The 15,178-nt window shown below is 70.1% G+C and carries 12 protein-coding genes; 2 read left to right on the top strand and 10 right to left on the bottom strand.

Annotated features, from left to right (window positions below):
* Positions 1 to 571 precede the first annotated feature (571 nt).
* A complete protein-coding gene (gene tgt, locus D3230_RS12830; RefSeq protein WP_202345428.1) occupies positions 572 to 1,894 on the top strand; it encodes a tRNA guanosine(34) transglycosylase Tgt in 1,323 nt (440 codons plus the stop codon).
* Between the two features lie 217 nt (positions 1,895 to 2,111).
* On the opposite strand, the gene D3230_RS12825 is transcribed toward tgt, so the two are convergent.
* The 5 genes from D3230_RS12825 to D3230_RS12805 all read right to left on the bottom strand — a co-directional run bounded on the left by D3230_RS12825 (position 2,112) and on the right by D3230_RS12805 (position 7,822).
* Positions 2,112 to 2,855 (bottom strand): queuosine precursor transporter, encoded by a 744-nt coding sequence (locus D3230_RS12825; protein ID WP_202345427.1) that lies wholly within the window; start codon positions 2,853 to 2,855, stop codon positions 2,112 to 2,114.
* A complete protein-coding gene (locus tag D3230_RS12820; RefSeq protein WP_420029040.1) occupies positions 2,848 to 3,813 on the bottom strand; it encodes an NAD(P)/FAD-dependent oxidoreductase in 966 nt (321 codons plus the stop codon). Before D3230_RS12820 ends, D3230_RS12825 begins: the two co-directional genes overlap by 8 nt.
* Positions 3,814 to 3,943: 130 nt before the next feature.
* Positions 3,944 to 5,479, bottom strand: a complete 1,536-nt coding sequence (gltX, locus tag D3230_RS12815) for a glutamate--tRNA ligase (RefSeq protein ID WP_202345425.1) — start codon at positions 5,477 to 5,479, stop codon at positions 3,944 to 3,946.
* Between the two features lie 10 nt (positions 5,480 to 5,489).
* On the bottom strand, positions 5,490 to 6,866 hold the full coding sequence (locus D3230_RS12810) for an MFS transporter (RefSeq protein ID WP_202345424.1): 1,377 nt from the start codon (positions 6,864 to 6,866) through the stop codon (positions 5,490 to 5,492).
* Positions 6,863 to 7,822, bottom strand: coding sequence for a LysR family transcriptional regulator (locus D3230_RS12805; protein ID WP_202345423.1), 960 nt, complete (start codon positions 7,820 to 7,822; stop codon positions 6,863 to 6,865). The genes D3230_RS12810 and D3230_RS12805 overlap by 4 nt, the downstream gene beginning before the upstream one ends.
* 91 nt (positions 7,823 to 7,913) lie before the next feature.
* On the opposite strand from D3230_RS12805, the gene D3230_RS12800 reads away from it, so the two are divergent.
* Positions 7,914 to 8,996 (top strand): aminotransferase class V-fold PLP-dependent enzyme, encoded by a 1,083-nt coding sequence (locus tag D3230_RS12800; protein ID WP_202345422.1) that lies wholly within the window; start codon positions 7,914 to 7,916, stop codon positions 8,994 to 8,996.
* 15 nt (positions 8,997 to 9,011) lie between these two features.
* On the opposite strand, the gene rlmN is transcribed toward D3230_RS12800, so the two are convergent.
* From rlmN to D3230_RS12775, 5 genes are all read right to left on the bottom strand, one after another.
* Positions 9,012 to 10,319 (bottom strand): dual-specificity RNA methyltransferase RlmN, encoded by a 1,308-nt coding sequence (gene rlmN / locus D3230_RS12795; RefSeq protein WP_202345421.1) that lies wholly within the window; start codon positions 10,317 to 10,319, stop codon positions 9,012 to 9,014.
* A 46-nt stretch (positions 10,320 to 10,365) separates the two neighbouring features.
* Positions 10,366 to 10,767, bottom strand: coding sequence for a DUF779 domain-containing protein (locus D3230_RS12790; protein WP_202345420.1), 402 nt, complete (start codon positions 10,765 to 10,767; stop codon positions 10,366 to 10,368).
* Between the two features lie 74 nt (positions 10,768 to 10,841).
* Entirely contained in the window at positions 10,842 to 11,861 is a 1,020-nt protein-coding gene (gene adhP / locus D3230_RS12785) for an alcohol dehydrogenase AdhP (RefSeq protein ID WP_202345449.1), read from the bottom strand.
* Between the two features lie 81 nt (positions 11,862 to 11,942).
* Positions 11,943 to 13,466 (bottom strand): acetaldehyde dehydrogenase ExaC, encoded by a 1,524-nt coding sequence (exaC, locus tag D3230_RS12780; protein ID WP_202345419.1) that lies wholly within the window; start codon positions 13,464 to 13,466, stop codon positions 11,943 to 11,945.
* 181 nt (positions 13,467 to 13,647) lie between these two features.
* Positions 13,648 to 15,114 (bottom strand): GAF domain-containing protein, encoded by a 1,467-nt coding sequence (locus D3230_RS12775; RefSeq protein ID WP_202345418.1) that lies wholly within the window; start codon positions 15,112 to 15,114, stop codon positions 13,648 to 13,650.
* Positions 15,115 to 15,178 lie beyond the last annotated feature (64 nt).

Genomic DNA, 15,178 nt, shown 5'->3' with positions numbered 1-15,178 from the left:
GGCGACGGGATTAAATAATTGGCATTTGACAATTAAAGTGCACACTATTGAGTTCTCAAAGACCAGACACCACCCGTCAACCCCTTCACGAGGTCTCCGAACAGCAACCTGTCTCACGCCGCAGATCACGCGCAGAAAACTCTGGCTGACTCTGATGGAGAAGCATGTTCTCCGTGCGGCCCGACGAGAATCCCACTGTACTCGCTTTGGCGTGAACTTTCAAATTCCCGGTCAAGCGATCTTCAGGAGATCCTCTTGCGATCCGGCCCGCCTCGCTTTCGCTTCCGGCCCGTCTCGCTGACAAGGGAATACATTACGCAGCTTTGGCGCTCCGGGCAAACCGCGCCCCGATCCCGCGCGTGTCTCCGCATGATTCCGCGGATCTTGCGATTTCCGCCCGAAGCGTCTCGACGCCCCCGCCCACCCTCACGGCCTCGAAACGGGCGCAATCTCGGTGTTCCGTGCCGATTCCCGGGCGCGTCCCGCTCCCCCGGCGTTCGGTGGCCAGCTCCTCGCGCCCGCGGGCCGCCGCCCCGTCAGTCGCACACGCTCGGGGTGCTTAGATGGACGCGTGACCGTACAGAACCCGCTCAGTCCCCCGCCCTCCCCCACCGACTTCTCCTTTACTGTCGAGCATGCGCTCGCGGAGGGGGTGCTCGGCTCGGACGGTTCCCCGCTCGGGCGGGCCGGCACCATCTCCACGCCCCACGGCGAGATTCAGACCCCCGCCTTCATTCCCGTTGGGACGAAGGCGACCGTCAAGGCAGTCCTCCCGGAGTCGGTGACGCAGTTGGGTGGCCAGGCGGTCCTCGCAAACGCGTACCACCTCTTCTTGCAGCCGGGATCGGACCTCGTCGACGAGGCCGGGGGGCTGGGTCGCTTCATGAACTGGGACGGGCCCACCTTCACCGACTCCGGCGGTTTCCAGGTGATGTCCCTGGGCGTGGGGTTCAAGAAGGTCATCTCCATGACGGAGTCTGCCTATTCGGACGCCGAGGTGATCGCGAAGACCAAGGAGCGGCTCGCGCACGTTGACGAGGACGGCGTGACCTTTAAGTCGTTCATCAACGGCGACCGGCACCGCTTCACGCCCGAGGTATCGATGGGGATCCAGCATCAGCTGGGCGCGGACATCATCTTCGCCTTCGACGAGTGCACGACCCTGCTCAATACTCGCGCCTACCAGGAAGACTCGGTTGCGCGGACCGCACGCTGGGCGGTCCGGTGTCTCGACGAGCACGCACAGCTCACGATCGACCGCGCGCATCGCCCGTATCAGGCGCTGTTCGGCGTCGTGCAGGGTGCGCAGTATGAAGACCTGCGCCGCTCCGCCGCCCGCGGTCTCGCTGAGATGCGCGGCGCCACGGCAACCGAACAGGCGTTCGACGGCTTCGGGATCGGTGGCGCGCTGGAGAAGCGGGAGCTCGGCACGATCGTGTCCTGGGTGTGCGACGAGCTGCCCGATTCGAAGCCGCGCCACCTGCTCGGCATCTCGGAGCCCGACGATCTCTTCGCCGCGATCGCCGCGGGTGCCGACACCTTCGACTGTGTCGCCCCCTCGCGTCAGGCACGCGGCGGATCGATGTACTCGGCGGACGGGCGGATCAACGCGAAGTCCGCCGGGCAGCGACGCCGCTTCGAGCCGATCGACGCCGAGTGCGACTGCTACACCTGCGAGAACTACACCGCCGCCTACCTGCACCATCTCTTCAAGGCGAAGGAGATGCTCGGTTCGACCCTCGCGACGATCCACAACGAGCGCTTCATCGTGCGGCTGGTCGATCGGATCCGCGCGAGCATCATCGATGGGACGTTCACGGAACTGCGCGACGAGGTGCTCGGCCGGATCTACGGCCCCGAATTCGCGCGAGAGGCGGCCGCGAAGGCGAACTGAGCCTCCCCCACCCGAGGCATTTTCGCTAAACCGAGGCAAATTTGCCTCGGTTTAGCGAAAATGCCTCGGGTGGGGCGGACCCCCAGAGAGGGCGAGCACCGCGGCGGACGCCGGGCGAGGGCGGAGCTTGATCGGGGTTGCCAGCGGAGGCGCGGGCTCGGATCCGGTCAGGCGGCCCGGGCTCGGGGCCGGTCAGGCGGCCCGGGCTCAGGGCCGGTCAGGCGCGGGCGCGCACCTCTGCCGCGCGCACCCGCGCGATGACCCGGGTGGTGACGGGGAGCAGCACCACTTCGGCGAGCACCTTGATGCCGTAGCCGAGCGCGGTGTACCCGAGGAAGTCCCAGCCCTCGAGCACGCCCCAGAACGCGATGGTGCAGAACACGACGGTGTCCACGACCTGGCCGACCACCGTCGAGGCAATCAGCCGAGTGCGGAGGAACCGCCCCGACGTGCGGCGGCGCAGCCACACGAGGACCCACGCGTTGATGAGCTGCCCCGCGAGGAACGCACCCAGGCTCGCCGCGACAATGCGCGGGACGAAGCCCAGCACGGACTCGAACGCGGCCTGGTTCTCCCAGCCGGGCGCGGCAGGCGACACCTGCGTGATCCAGATCGTGACCGAGGTCAGCAGCGACAGCCCAAACGCCGTGAAGATTGCGCGGCGGGACGCGCGCAGCCCGTACACCTCCGCGAGGACGTCCCCGACGATGTACACGAGCGGGAACAGGAACACGCCCCCGTCCACGATGAACGGGCCGAGCGTCAGCCCGCCGGCCTGCACTGGGCCGAAGGCGATGAGCTTCACCGCGACGATGTTCGAAATGAGGAGGAGCCCCACGAACACCGACATCACGATCGCATAGCGGGTGCCTGTCGCCGCGGCGGACTGGCCCGCGGGAATCTGCGCAGGGGTCTCGGGCAGACCCGAATCACGCACCACGGATACGTCTGCCTTACTCATCGACGAGGCCGACGCCGAGCGCGCCGCGGATCATGTCCATGTTGAGCTTCGCGGCGACCCGCGCCCCGTTCCCCGCGGCGATGATGAGCTGCTGCGGTCCCGGGGGAACAATGTCGCCGACGGCGTAGACGCCGCGCACCGTCGTCTCACCCCGATCATCGGTCACGACAAGACCCCAGTCATCGCGTTCGAGGGGAAGCTCCCCCATGAACTCGACGGGCGCGTGCCAGCGCGGGCGTACAAATCCCCCGACGCGCGGGATCACCTCGCCGTCCGCGAGCCGGACGCCGAGCATCTCGGCCTTCTCGCCCACGATGTCGTCGATCGGCCGCCGCTCCACGCGAATGCCGATCGCCGCCAGCTGCGCCTCCTGCTCGGGCCGAATGGTCTCCGCGCCGTTCGTAAACACGATGAGGTCGGAGCTGAACCGGCTGATCAGCAGCGCACGCGCGAACAGGTCCGACGTCTCGCCGATCAGCGCGAGCGGCTTGGACGTTTTCTCGAAGCCGTCGCACTCGACGCAGCTGTGCAGTGCGGTGCCGTAGTAGGCACGGATCATGGGCAGGGCCGGGAGTTCCTCGGTGAGGCCGGCCGCGATCAGCACCCGGCGCGCAACAAACTCGACGTCGGCAGCCCCGCGGATCCCCGAACCGCGGACGCGGAAGCCAATCCCATCGGGGAAGCCCGCCGCGACCGCCGCCTCGTGGCTCAGCGGTGTGACCTCCCGGGTCATCGCCTGTGCGAACTGCGCCGTCGGATACGCCTCGAACTCTTCCCGACCGAGCCGGCGCAGCTCCAGCGGGGATGCGCCGTCTCGGGTCAGGAACCCGTGCGACCGCAGCGTGGCCGAGTGCCGGGGTCGATTGCTGTCGAGGATCGCGATGCGCCGGTTCGCGCGCACCAGTTGCAGCCCGGCGGACAGGCCCGCCGGGCCTCCCCCGATGATCGCGACGCCGATCGGCGCGTCCTCGCTGGACTCACCCGGGGATGCGGGATCCTGCGACGGCTCCGAAGGCGATGCCTGCGACAACTCAGACACGAACCGGTCCTCTCACTCGGTGGGGTGAAGCGCGCGGCTTCGGGCTGGTCTACTCTGCGGCGGGCTGCGCGGCCAGGTGCGCCTCAAGCTTGGCCAGGCGGGCCAGCGTCTCGTCGCGGCCGAGCAGCTCGAAGGATTCGAACAGGGGCGGCGAGATCCGGCGGCCGGACGCGGCGACCCGGAGCGCGCCGAACGCCACGCGGGGCTTCAGGCCGAGTCCCTCGATCAGCGCGGACTGCAGCGCCTCCTGAATCCGCTCCGTGGTCCAGTCAGCCTCGGAGAGCGGGGTCAGCGCGGCCGTGCCCGCCTGCAGTACCTGCGGGGCGTCGGCCTTCAGCGACTTCAGCGCGTCGTCCTCGTAGTTCAGCGCGGCCGCCGTCGTGAAGAGGAAGCCGAGCATCGGCACGACCTCGCTCAGCACGGTGACCCGGCTCTGCACCAGCGGGACGGCCTTCCGGACGGTCTCGCGCTGCGCCTCGCTCGGCTCGATGGGCAGGGCACCCCCGCCGATCAGGTACGGCAGGATCCGTGCGCCAAAGTCGGCTTCGGAGAGCAACCGAATGTGGTCCGCGTTGATCGAGTCGGCCTTCTTCTGGTCGAAGCGTGCCGGGTTCGGGTTCACGTCCCGCACGTCGAACGCCGCGATCATCTCGTCGCTCGTGAACACGTCCCGATCCGCGGACAGCGACCAGCCCAGCAGCGAGAGGTAGTTCAGCAGGCCCTCGGGAATGAAGCCGCGCTCACGGTGGTGGAGCAGGTTCGATTCGGGATCGCGCTTCGAGAGCTTCTTGTTGCCCTCCCCGAGTACGTACGGCAGGTGACCGAACTGCGGGATCGCGGGCTCGATACCGAGCTCGACGAGCGCGCTGTGCAGCGCGATCTGACGTGGCGTCGAGGAGAGCAGATCCTCACCGCGGAGCACGTGCGTGATTCCCATCAGGGCGTCGTCCACGGGGTTCACGAGCGTGTACAGCGGGGCACCGTTCGGGCGCACCACGACGAAGTCGATCGTGGATCCGGCCGGGAAGGTGATGTCCCCGCGGACGAGGTCCGTGAAGGAGAGATCGATGTCCGGCACCCGGAAACGAAGCGCCGGCTCGCGCCCTTCCGCGCGGAACGCGGCCCGCTGCTCATCCGTCAGGTTGCGGTCGAAGTTGTCGTAGCCCAGCTGCTTCGGCCGGCCGGCCGCCTCATTGCGCGCGTCGATCTCCTCGGCGGTGGAATAGCTCTCGTAGAGATGCCCCGCCTCGGTCAGCCGGGCGATGATGCCCTGATAGATCTCCCCGCGCTGCGACTGGCGGTAGGGTCCGTGCTCGCCGCCGGCGTCGATGCCCTCGTCCCAGTCGAGGCCGAGCCACCGCAGCGAATCGAGGATCTGCGCGTAGCTCTCCTCGCTATCGCGTGCCGCGTCGGTGTCCTCGATCCGGAACACGAAGGTGCCGCCGGTGTGGCGCGCGTAGGCCCAGTTGAACAGGGCGGTGCGCACCATGCCGACGTGGGGGGTTCCCGTCGGCGAGGGGCAGAAACGAACGCGAACGTCGGAGCCGGTCGCGGTGGAAAACTGGGGGGTCTCGGTGTGTGACATCGATGCCATCTTACCCACGCCGAGTGGTGGACAGGCGAATGGCCACGACGATGCCCAGCGCGATCAGTGCGCCGGCAACCACCGAGACCAGCGGGAAGCCGCCCGCCGCAAAGAGCGCTCCCGATGCCGCACCGAAGAGTGCGCCCGCCGCGTTCATCGACGTGTCGGACTGGCCCTGGCGCGCCGGACGGTCCGCGCTGGGGGTGAGTTCCGTGACGAGCGCCGCGCCCGCGACCGTCACCATGCCCCAGCCCAGGCCGAGCAGTACGAGCGCGGTCTGGATGATCCCGACGGATTCCCCGCCGAGGCCCGTGCCGAGCGCGGCGATGCCGAGCACCAGGAATCCCCCCAGGATGACCGGGATCGCCCCGACCCGGCTCGTCAGCATGCCGAACACGGGCGACAGTGCGTACATTCCCGCGATGTGGATGCTGATCGTGAAGCCGACGAGCGTGACGCTCCCGCCGTGGTCCGTGAGGTGGAGCGGGGTCATGGCCATCAGCCCGACCATGACGGCGTGGGCCAGCGCGATGAGCAGGATCGCGAGGTACTGCGGGCGTGCCGCGCGGCGTGCGGCGGCGCGGCTCGCCGCGGCCGGTGCCGGATCGGCAGTCGGTGCGGGATCGGCAGTCGGTGCCGGATCGGCAGTCGGCGCCGGATCGGCAGTCGGCGCCGGATCCGCGAACGCCAGTTCCCGGCCCGTGGCGTCAGCGCGCTCCGGTGCGGTCGCGGCCTGCGCGGCCAGTTCCAGGCGGCGCGCCTCGAGCAGCGGGTCCGGGCGCAGCCCGATCCAGACGACGAGGCCGGCGGCGAGCTGCGCCGCGATGGTGAAGAAGAAGATCCCGGCGAGCCCGGGCAGGCCCAGCGCCTCCCCCAACCGCTCGCCCGGGCCGATGAGGTTCGGGCCGGTGACGGCGCCGATCGTGATCGACCACACGACGAGGGAGAGATCCCGCGCGCGGCGCTCGGGCAGCGCGAGGTCGGCCGCGGCGAAGCGGGACTGCAGCTGCACCGCGACCGCGATGCCCAGCACCGCCAGCCCGACAAACAGCAGAATGGACCAGCGCTGCGCGGCCGCGAGGACCACGAGCACAGCGCCGACGACCGCGATCATGTTGCCGGTTGCGAGCGCGATCCGCCGGCCGCGGCGCGCGGCGAGCCGGGCGAGCGGCATGCCCGCGACGGCCGCGCCAACCGCGTTCATCGTGGAGCCGAAGCCCGACAGCGCGGGGTTGCCCGCGATGTCGGCGATCAGGAGCGCGCCGGCCGAAAGGGAGGCCCCCACGCCGAGCCCGCCGAGGATCGTCGCGAGCGCGAGGACGATAACGATCCTGCGCTGCGTACCCGCGGGCGCGGCGAGGCGAACGGAACCGGTGTGGGCGCTCATGCCTGCACCACCGGCTCGAGGCCCCAGCAGCCGCCGTCGACGGTCGCGAGCAGACGTTTGGCGAGCCGAACCTGCGGGCTCTCGTTCGCGGTCGCCATCGAGACGAGGCCGATCACGCGGTGCCGCGGCGGGTCGACGGGGAGCGCCCGCGCGTCATCGGGGAGGGTGCGTGCCGCGGCGAGGGCGAGGCCCGGAACGAGCGCCACCGCGCCGCCCGCGGCGGCCATCGCGAGCATCGCGGGGACGTTATCGGTTTCCTGGATGATGTCGGGTTCGAAGCCGGCGTCGCTCGCCGCGGAGAGCAGGTGCCCGCGGCACTTCTCGCAGCCCGCGATCCAGTGCTCCTCGGAGAAGTCTTCGAGCCGGGCGCTCTCCCCGATCACCCGATCGTCCGAGAGCACGAGTCGCACCTCCTCGCGCCAGAGCGGGAGGAATGCGCTGCCCGCGGGGAGCTCGGCGGCACCTTCATAGTCAAAGATCAGGGCGCAGTCGACCTCGCCGTCGCGAAGCATCTCGGTGGCGGCCGGCGGCTCGGCCTCACGGTACTGCAGCGCCACATCGGGGGCCTCCGTGGCCAGCGCCCGCATCAGCGCGGGCACGACGGTCGCCGAGGCGGAGGGGAAGCCGACCAGGCGCAGGGTCCCGGCGCGCTCACCACGCAGATCGTCGATCGCGCTCAGGGCCGCGTCGATCTCGGCGACCACGGTCCGGCCGTGATCCGCGAGGATCCGGCCCGCGGGAGTCAGCCGGATCCCGCGCCCGCTGCGCTCGATCAGCGGCACCGCGAGGCGGGTCTCGACCCGCTTGATCCGCTGGCTCACGGCGGGCTGGCTCAAGCCCAGGCTGGCTGCGGCCGCGGTCAGGGACCCGGTGGTCGCGAGCGCGTGCAGGATCCGGAGCTCCGTGGAGTCGATGGACCCGAGCGGGTCCGGGGTGCGAGTGGTGGCGTTCGACATGCCACTAGTGTAGCCGCACATAAGAGGAAGTGAAGCAAACCATAAGAATGATTCTCTATGATTATGTGTGGGCCTCCCCTAGCCTGAGGCCATGCAGACCTCAGGCAGCCACCTCCCCGCTTCCGCCGTGGCCGACGCGGCAGGCTGGGCCGCGAACTTCGCGGCCGGGCCCGGCTACCTCGCGGCGTGTACGGCGGGGCTCCCGAGCGACGCCACGGTCGACGCGATGCAGGCCTTCGTCGCCCGCTGGGCCGGCGGCGGCCTGAACGCCGGGGCGATCGGGGCCGAGCTCGCCGAGTGCCGCGCGCTGTTCGCGCAGATCGCCGGCGTGAGCCCGGACGAGGTCGCCATCGGCTCCCAGGTGTCACAGCTCGCCTCGATCGTTGCGAGCGGCGTGCCGGACGGCGCAGAAGTGCTCTGCGCGGTCGGCGACTTTGCCTCGCTCACGCACCCGTTCGAGCAACTCGCGCACCGCGGGGTGCGCGTGCGCTACGCCCCGGTGGCCGAGCTCGCCGCGGCGATCACGCCCGACACGGCGCTCGTGGCGTTCTCGCTCGTGCAGTCCGCATGCGGCACCGTCGCCGACCACGTCGCGATCACCCAGGCCGCCGCGCGTGCGGGGGCCCGCACCTTCGCGGACCTGACGCAGTCGCTCGGCTGGCTACCCGTCGGGGCTGAGCACTTCGACTACACCGTGTGCCACGCCTACAAGTGGCTCTGCGCCCCGCGCGGCACCGCGTTTCTGACGGTGCGGTCCGGCCTCGAGGACACGCTGCGCCCGCTCGCCGCGGGCTGGTGCTCAGCCGACGACGTGTGGTCCTCCTGCTACGCGGGCCACACCCCGCTGGCCGCAGGTGCCGGGCGCTTCGACCTCTCCCCCGTGTGGCCCGCCGTCGGCGGCACGCTCGCCGCGCTGCGCGAGTGCGCGGAGCGCGATCCGGCGGCCGTGCACCGCCACGCGCTCGGCCTCGCACACGCCGCACGCGCGGTGCTGGGGCTGCCCGCGGGCGACTCGGCGATCGTCACCTGGGCCGACCCCGACGGTGCGGATCTCGCGGCGCTCACCGCCAGCGGGATCACCGCGTCCGGCCGCGCCGGAAACGCCCGCGTCGCGTTCCACCTCTGGAACACGGCCGAGGACGTCGCGCAGCTCGCCGCCGCGCTCGGCCGCTAGGGCACGGGCGCGCGGCTAGACCGTCGCGGCGACCGCCTCGGCCGCGCGGCGGTCTTCCTCGGTCGCGACAAGCTGGCCGCAGGCACCGTCGATCTCCTTGCCGCGGGTATCACGCAGCGTGGTCGGGATCCCGGCGGCGTTCAGGCGATCCACGAACTCCCGGGTGACCTCCTTCGTCGACGAGGTCCAGATCGAGCCGGGCGTCGGGTTCAGCGGAATCGGGTTGACGTGCACCCAGCCGCGCCCGCGTTCGTTGAGGCGATCGGCGAGCAGGTCCGCCCGCCAGGCGTGATCGTTCATGTCCTTGATGAGCGCGTACTCGATCGAGACCCGGCGACCGGTCTTCTCGTAGTAGTTGTAGGCGGCGTCGAGGACCTCGTCAACCTTCCACCGGCTATTGACCGGAATCAGCTCGTCGCGCAGCTGATCGTCCGGGGCGTGCAGCGACAGCGCAAACGTGACGGGGATCTCCTCGTCGGCGAGCTTGCGGATCGCGGGGGCAAGGCCCACCGTCGAGACGGTGATGCCGCGCGCCGACATGCCCAGACCCTCCGGCGACGGCGCGACCATGCGGCGCACCGCGTTCATCACGCGCTTGTAGTTCGCGAGCGGCTCGCCCATGCCCATGAACACGATGTTGTTGACCCGCTCGGGCTCCGCCCCGTTGCCGACCTGACGCTTGCGACCCAGGCCGCCCTCGGCGATCACGCGGTTTGCCTGGACGATCTGGTCGAGGATCTCGGCCGTCGACATGTTGCGGGTCAGGCCCGCCTGGCCGGTCGCGCAGAACGGGCAGTTCATGCCGCAGCCGCACTGGCTCGACACGCACAGCGTGATCCGGCCCGGGTACCGCATCAGGACCGACTCGACGAGCGCGCCGTCGAAGAGCCGCCACAGGAACTTCACGGTAGCCCCGTCGTCCGTCACGAGGCGCTTCACCTCGGTCAGCAGCGGCGGGAAAAAGGTCTCCGCGATTTCCTCGCGCCGGTCCTTCGGGATGTCCGTCATCTCCGCCGCGTCCGTGACGTAGTTCTCGAGGTACTGCTTCGAGATCTGCTTGGCGCGGAACTTCGGCAGCCCGAGCTCCACGATCTTGGCCTCGCGCTCGGCGAGCGTGAGGTCGGCGAGGTGCGTCGCCGGCTGCTTCACACGCGGCGAGGCGAACTGCAGCGTCGGCCGACCATCCGGGGTGGTGAGCTGCTTCCAGCCCTCGGCCTTCGGGCGCACCTGTGGGCGCGCCGCGAGCCCGCCGCGATTCGGGCGGGTCTTGATCAGCCGGGGTTCTTCGGCACCGCGATCATGGTTGAGCTTGTTGGGATCCACCCGACTATTCTCGCAGGTGAAACTGCATGGTCGGTGCGGTGCCTGATCACAGGAGCCGGGAGCGGATCAGGAAGCGCAGCCCCTCGGGTGCCTCGAGCGAGAAGCCGCTCCCCCGTCCCGGCACGACATCGACGGTGAGGTGGGTGTGCGCCCAGACCCCGAACTGCTCGCGCGACATCCAGAATGGGATCTCCCGCGCGCCGCCCGCCACGGGCGGCAGTTCAAGGGTGCCGAGCAGCACGTCCTGCCCGCCGGTGATGAACTCCCCCGCCGGATAACACATCGGGGCGCTGCCGTCGCAGCAGCCGCCGGACTGGTGAAACATGAGCGGGCCGTGCAGCGCCCACAGCCGTTCGATCAGCTCCAGCGCCGCGGGGGTGAACGCGAGCCGGCTCACCGTCTCGCCGGCGACCTCGGGCCGGGCCGCGAGATCTCGTGATTCGGTCATGGTGCATCGCTCCGTTCGTGAGTGGGGCGCTGCGGCCGGACGGGTGCGAGTCCCGCCCGGCCCCAGCGGAGAGGCTACGCCGTGGCGAGCCGCAGCACGATGCGGCCGTCGATCTTGCCGGCGCGCATCTCGTCGAGTACCTCGTTCACGTCATCGAGCTGCCGCTCGGCGACGGTGGGGTGGATCAGGCCGCGCGCGTAAAAATCGAGCGCCTCGATCATGTCCTGGCGGGTCCCCACGATCGAACCGCGGATCGTCAGGCCCTTGAGGACAATGTCGAAGATGGGTGCGGGGAAGTCCCCGGGCGGCAGCCCATTGAAGACGATGGTGCCGCCGCGCCGGGTCATGCCGATTGCCTGCCCGAATGCGGACGGGTGCACCGCCGTCACGAGCACCCCGTGGCTGCCCCCGGTCTGGCGCTGGATCGCCTCAACCGGATCCTCGTTTAGCGCGTTGACGGTCACCTCCGCGCCGTGCTTCTTCGCAAGGGCGAGCTTGTCGTCGGCAATGTCCACCGCCGCGACGCGCATCCCCATCGCCACCGCGTACTGCACCGCAATGTGGCCGAGGCCGCCGATGCCCGAGATCACCACCCACTGGCCGGGGCGCACGCCCGTGACCTTCAGGCCCTTGTACACCGTCACGCCCGCGCAGAGCACCGGCGCCACCTCGAGGGGGTCCGAGCCCGCGGGCACGACGGCCGCGTACTCGGCGTCCACGAGCATGTACTCCGCGAACGAGCCGTCGACCGAGTAGCCGCCGTTCTGCTGCTGTTCGCACAGGGTCTCCCAGCCGGTGCGGCAGTGCTCGCAGTGGCCACACGCGGACCACAGCCACGCATTGCCGACGAGGTCTCCCACGGCGACGTTCGTGACCCCCTCGCCGACGGCTTCGACGAGGCCAACGCCCTCGTGACCGGGGATGAACGGGGGGCTCGGCTTCACGGGCCAGTCCCCCTCGACGGCGTGCAGGTCGGTGTGACAGACCCCCGTGGTGAGGACGCGGACGAGCGCCTGGCCGGGGCCCGGGGTCGGAACGGGCTGCTCGGCGACGTCCAAGCGTGCACCGAAGCTCGGTACGGATGCGGCGCGCATCGTTGCAGTGGTCATGGGTGGGTTCCTTTCGACGGTGAATGGAGGTACTGCGTGAGTGGGGAGGGGCACGAACGCGTCGGCCTAGAAGAAGCCGTCCGCGCTCTCCTTGTAGCTGACGAGCAGGTTCTTGGTCTGCTGGTAGTGATCGAGCATCATCAGGTGGTTCTCGCGCCCGATGCCGCTCGACTTGTACCCGCCGAACGCCGCGTGCGCGGGGTAGGCGTGGTAGTTGTTCACCCAGACGCGGCCCGCCTGGATCGCCCGGCCCGCGCGATACGCGGTGGTGCCGTTGCGGCTCCACACCCCGGCGCCCAGGCCGTACAGGGTGTCGTTCGCGATCCGGACGGCGTCGTCGAAGTCGGTGAACGTGGTCGCCGACACCACCGGGCCGAAAATCTCCTCCTGGAAGATCCGCATCGAGTTGTCGCCGCGGAAGATCGTGGGCTGAATGTAGAAGCCGTCGGCAAACTCGCCGCCGAGATCCGCCACGCCGCCACCCGTGAGCACCTGGGCACCCTCTTGGCGACCGATCTCCAGATACGACTTGATCTTTTCGAACTGATCGTTCGAGGCCTGCGCGCCCACCATCGTGTCCGTGTCGAGCGGGTTGCCGCGCGTGATCCGTTCGGTGCGTGCCACGACCGCGTCGAGGAAGTCATCGGCGATCGACGCCTGAATGAGCGCGCGCGACGGGCAGGTGCAGACCTCACCCTGGTTGAGGGCGAACATGGTGAAGCCCTCCTGCGCCTTGTCGAAGTACGCATCGTCCTGCGCCATGACGTCTGCGAAGAACAGGTTCGGGCTCTTCCCGCCGAGTTCCAGGGTCACGGGGATGATGTTCTCGGAGGCGTACTGCATGATCAGGCGGCCCGTGGTGGTCTCGCCGGTGAACGCGATCTTGCGAATCCGCGGGCTCGTGGCGAGCGGTTTGCCGGCCTCCGCGCCGAAGCCGTTGACGATGTTCACGACGCCCGGCGGCAGGAGGTCGCCAATGAGTTCGAACAGGAACAGGATCGAAGCGGGCGTCTGCTCGGCAGGCTTCAGCACGATGGCGTTGCCCGCCGCGAGCGCGGGAGCGAGCTTCCAGGTGGCCATCAGGATCGGGAAGTTCCAGGGGATGATCTGACCGACGACGCCGAGCGGCTCGTGGAAATGATAGGCGACCATGTCCTCGGTGATCTGCGACAGCCCGCCCTCCTGCGCCCGGATCGCGCCGGCGAAATAGCGGAAGTGATCGATCGCGAGGGGAATGTCGGCGTTCAGCGTTTCCCGCACCGCTTTGCCGTTGTCCCAGCTCTCGGCCACCGCGATCATCTCGAGGTTCTGCTCCATGCGATCCGCGATCCGGTTCAGGATCACGGCGCGCTCCGCGGGGCTGGTGCGCCCCCACGCGGGCGCGGCGGCCTCGGCGGCGTCCAGTGCCGCATCGATGTCGGCTGCGGTGCCGCGGCCCACCTCGCAAAACGTCTTCCCCGTAATCGGCGTCACATTCTCGAAGTACTGGCCGGAGACCGGGGGCACCCATTCGCCCCCGATGTAGTGCTCGTATCGGCTCTTGAAATTCACCAGGGAGCCGGGCTGGCCCGGAGCGGCGTAGACGGTCATGACGTGTCTCCTTTGACATCGGCGCGGTGCCGGGTGTGATCCCGGTTGCCCCGACGCTACGCTCGGCAACGTTGCACGCGCGTCGCCGCACCGTTGCATTCACGTTGCACTGGCGCGCGGGAGCACGTCGCGGCGCGTTCCGGCGCACGGCTGCGCGCCGCCCCCACGACGTCGGGGCCGTCTAGCCGCGCTGCGTGCTGAGCGTCTCGATCCGCGCGACCACGCGTGCCCGTTTGGGCGAGTTTCGCGGGAGGACCAGGAGGAGCGTCTCCCACACGTGCAGATCCGCGTCCGCCCAGTGCTGCGCGTAGTCGTAGAGCGCGTCCGGGCTCGCGAACTCGAGCATCGCCTCGCGCAGCGTCGCGTCGACCTCGGCCCGCAACCGCTCGGCAACGGGGGCGGTGGAGCTCGGCAGCACGGGCCCCGAGTACGCCGCGAACCCGACATGACCCGCACCGCGGTCCAGCGCGTCGAGGGTGTCGGTCGCGTCGACGCGGAGCGCTTCGGCGAGCCGGTAGGGTCGGGACATCAGCGTGAGCGGCACCGCCTCATCCCTGAGCCAGCGACGCAGGCGCACGAGCTCCGCGCGCAGCGTCTGCTCGGCATCGCGACTTCCGTACACCTGCTCCGCCAGCGCCGTCGCGGAACAGCCGCGCGGGGCGGCGCTGAGCGCGAGCAGAATCTCGGCGTGGCGACTCGTCACCGCCGCCGCGCCCTCCGCCCACTCCAGGCGGGCTGGATCCTGCCCGAGCACCAGCAAGCGCGGGGCGAGCTCGGGCGGGCGCGGCGCGCGCGGCATCGCGAGCGGCTCGGGGGTCGCACCGGGGGCCACCTTCAGTGTCGCCGGTCCCGACGGTACCGACGGTACCGCCGGTGGCGTCGGTGCCGCTGGCGCGGCGGCGGTGCCCGCCCCCTGCCCCAGCAGCAGACGCAGCGACTCCAGTTGCAGTTCCGCTTCGATCGCCGCGAGCGTCGCCTGGAGCAGCGGCAGCATGTGCGGCGAGGCCGCCGCATCGCCACCCGTCACGTCGACCACCCCGATGATCGCGCCGGTCTGGGGGTCATGCACCGGCGCGGCCGTGCAACTCCACTCGTGCACCGCGCGACTGAAGTGTTCAGCACCGAGCACCTGGATCGCGTGGTCCAGCGCCAGCGCGCTTCCCGGAGCGCTGGTCCCCACGGAGCGCTCCGACCAGTCCATCCCGGCGCGGAACCCCATCTCGCCGGCCCGGTCCCGCAGCTGCGCGTCACCCTCCACCCACAGCAGCCGGCCCGCGGCATCGCCGACCGCGACCACCATGCCGGCGTCGCGCGCCTCATCGAACAGCAGTCGCCGCATCACCGGGAGGACCCGAGCAATCGGGTGCGTGGCCCGCAGTTCCTCGAGGGCCGCGTCGTCGAGGGCGGGGCGATCCAACACCCGATCCGGGTCGATGGTGCCGCGCCGCGACCGCAGCCAGGACTCGAGCACGACCGGGCGCAGATCCTGCGCGCCGCCGAAGCGGGCACGCAGCTCGGCCTCGTGCGCCTCGTTCGGCAGACCCGCGGCGGGGAGGAGCCCGACAAAGCGCTCGTGCGCCCGCTCGAGCTGTCGTCGGCGCTCACCCACGGACTCGCCCCGGCGCAGCGCCTGCCATGCACTCGGCATGCCCACCTCCTCGTCGCGGTGTCGTCTGCCCCCGAGCGTACCCGAGTCCGGCCGTCCGCGGCAG

It is taken from the genome of Leucobacter chromiireducens subsp. solipictus (assembly GCF_016758195.1).
GTDB classification, from domain to species: Bacteria; Actinomycetota; Actinomycetes; order Actinomycetales; family Microbacteriaceae; genus Leucobacter; species Leucobacter solipictus.
The sequence above is the reverse complement of the archived record's forward strand: the minus strand, read 5'-3'. Positions and strand labels throughout refer to the sequence as shown.

Excerpts from the sequence above, each read along its gene's own strand:
- D3230_RS12790 (WP_202345420.1), bottom strand. The coding sequence starts at position 10,767 with ATGACCGAATCACGAGATCTCGCGGCCCGGCCCGAGGTCGCCGGCGAG.
- D3230_RS12805 (WP_202345423.1), bottom strand. The coding sequence starts at position 7,822 with ATGTCGAACGCCACCACTCGCACCCCGGACCCGCTCGGGTCCATCGAC.
- adhP (WP_202345449.1), bottom strand. The coding sequence starts at position 11,861 with ATGCGCGCCGCATCCGTACCGAGCTTCGGTGCACGCTTGGACGTCGCC.
- D3230_RS12825 (WP_202345427.1), bottom strand. The coding sequence starts at position 2,855 with ATGAGTAAGGCAGACGTATCCGTGGTGCGTGATTCGGGTCTGCCCGAG.
- D3230_RS12810 (WP_202345424.1), bottom strand. The coding sequence starts at position 6,866 with ATGAGCGCCCACACCGGTTCCGTTCGCCTCGCCGCGCCCGCGGGTACG.
- D3230_RS12775 (WP_202345418.1), bottom strand. The coding sequence starts at position 15,114 with ATGCCGAGTGCATGGCAGGCGCTGCGCCGGGGCGAGTCCGTGGGTGAG.
- D3230_RS12800 (WP_202345422.1), top strand. The coding sequence starts at position 7,914 with ATGCAGACCTCAGGCAGCCACCTCCCCGCTTCCGCCGTGGCCGACGCG.
- gltX (WP_202345425.1), bottom strand. The coding sequence starts at position 5,479 with ATGTCACACACCGAGACCCCCCAGTTTTCCACCGCGACCGGCTCCGAC.
- exaC (WP_202345419.1), bottom strand. The coding sequence starts at position 13,466 with ATGACCGTCTACGCCGCTCCGGGCCAGCCCGGCTCCCTGGTGAATTTC.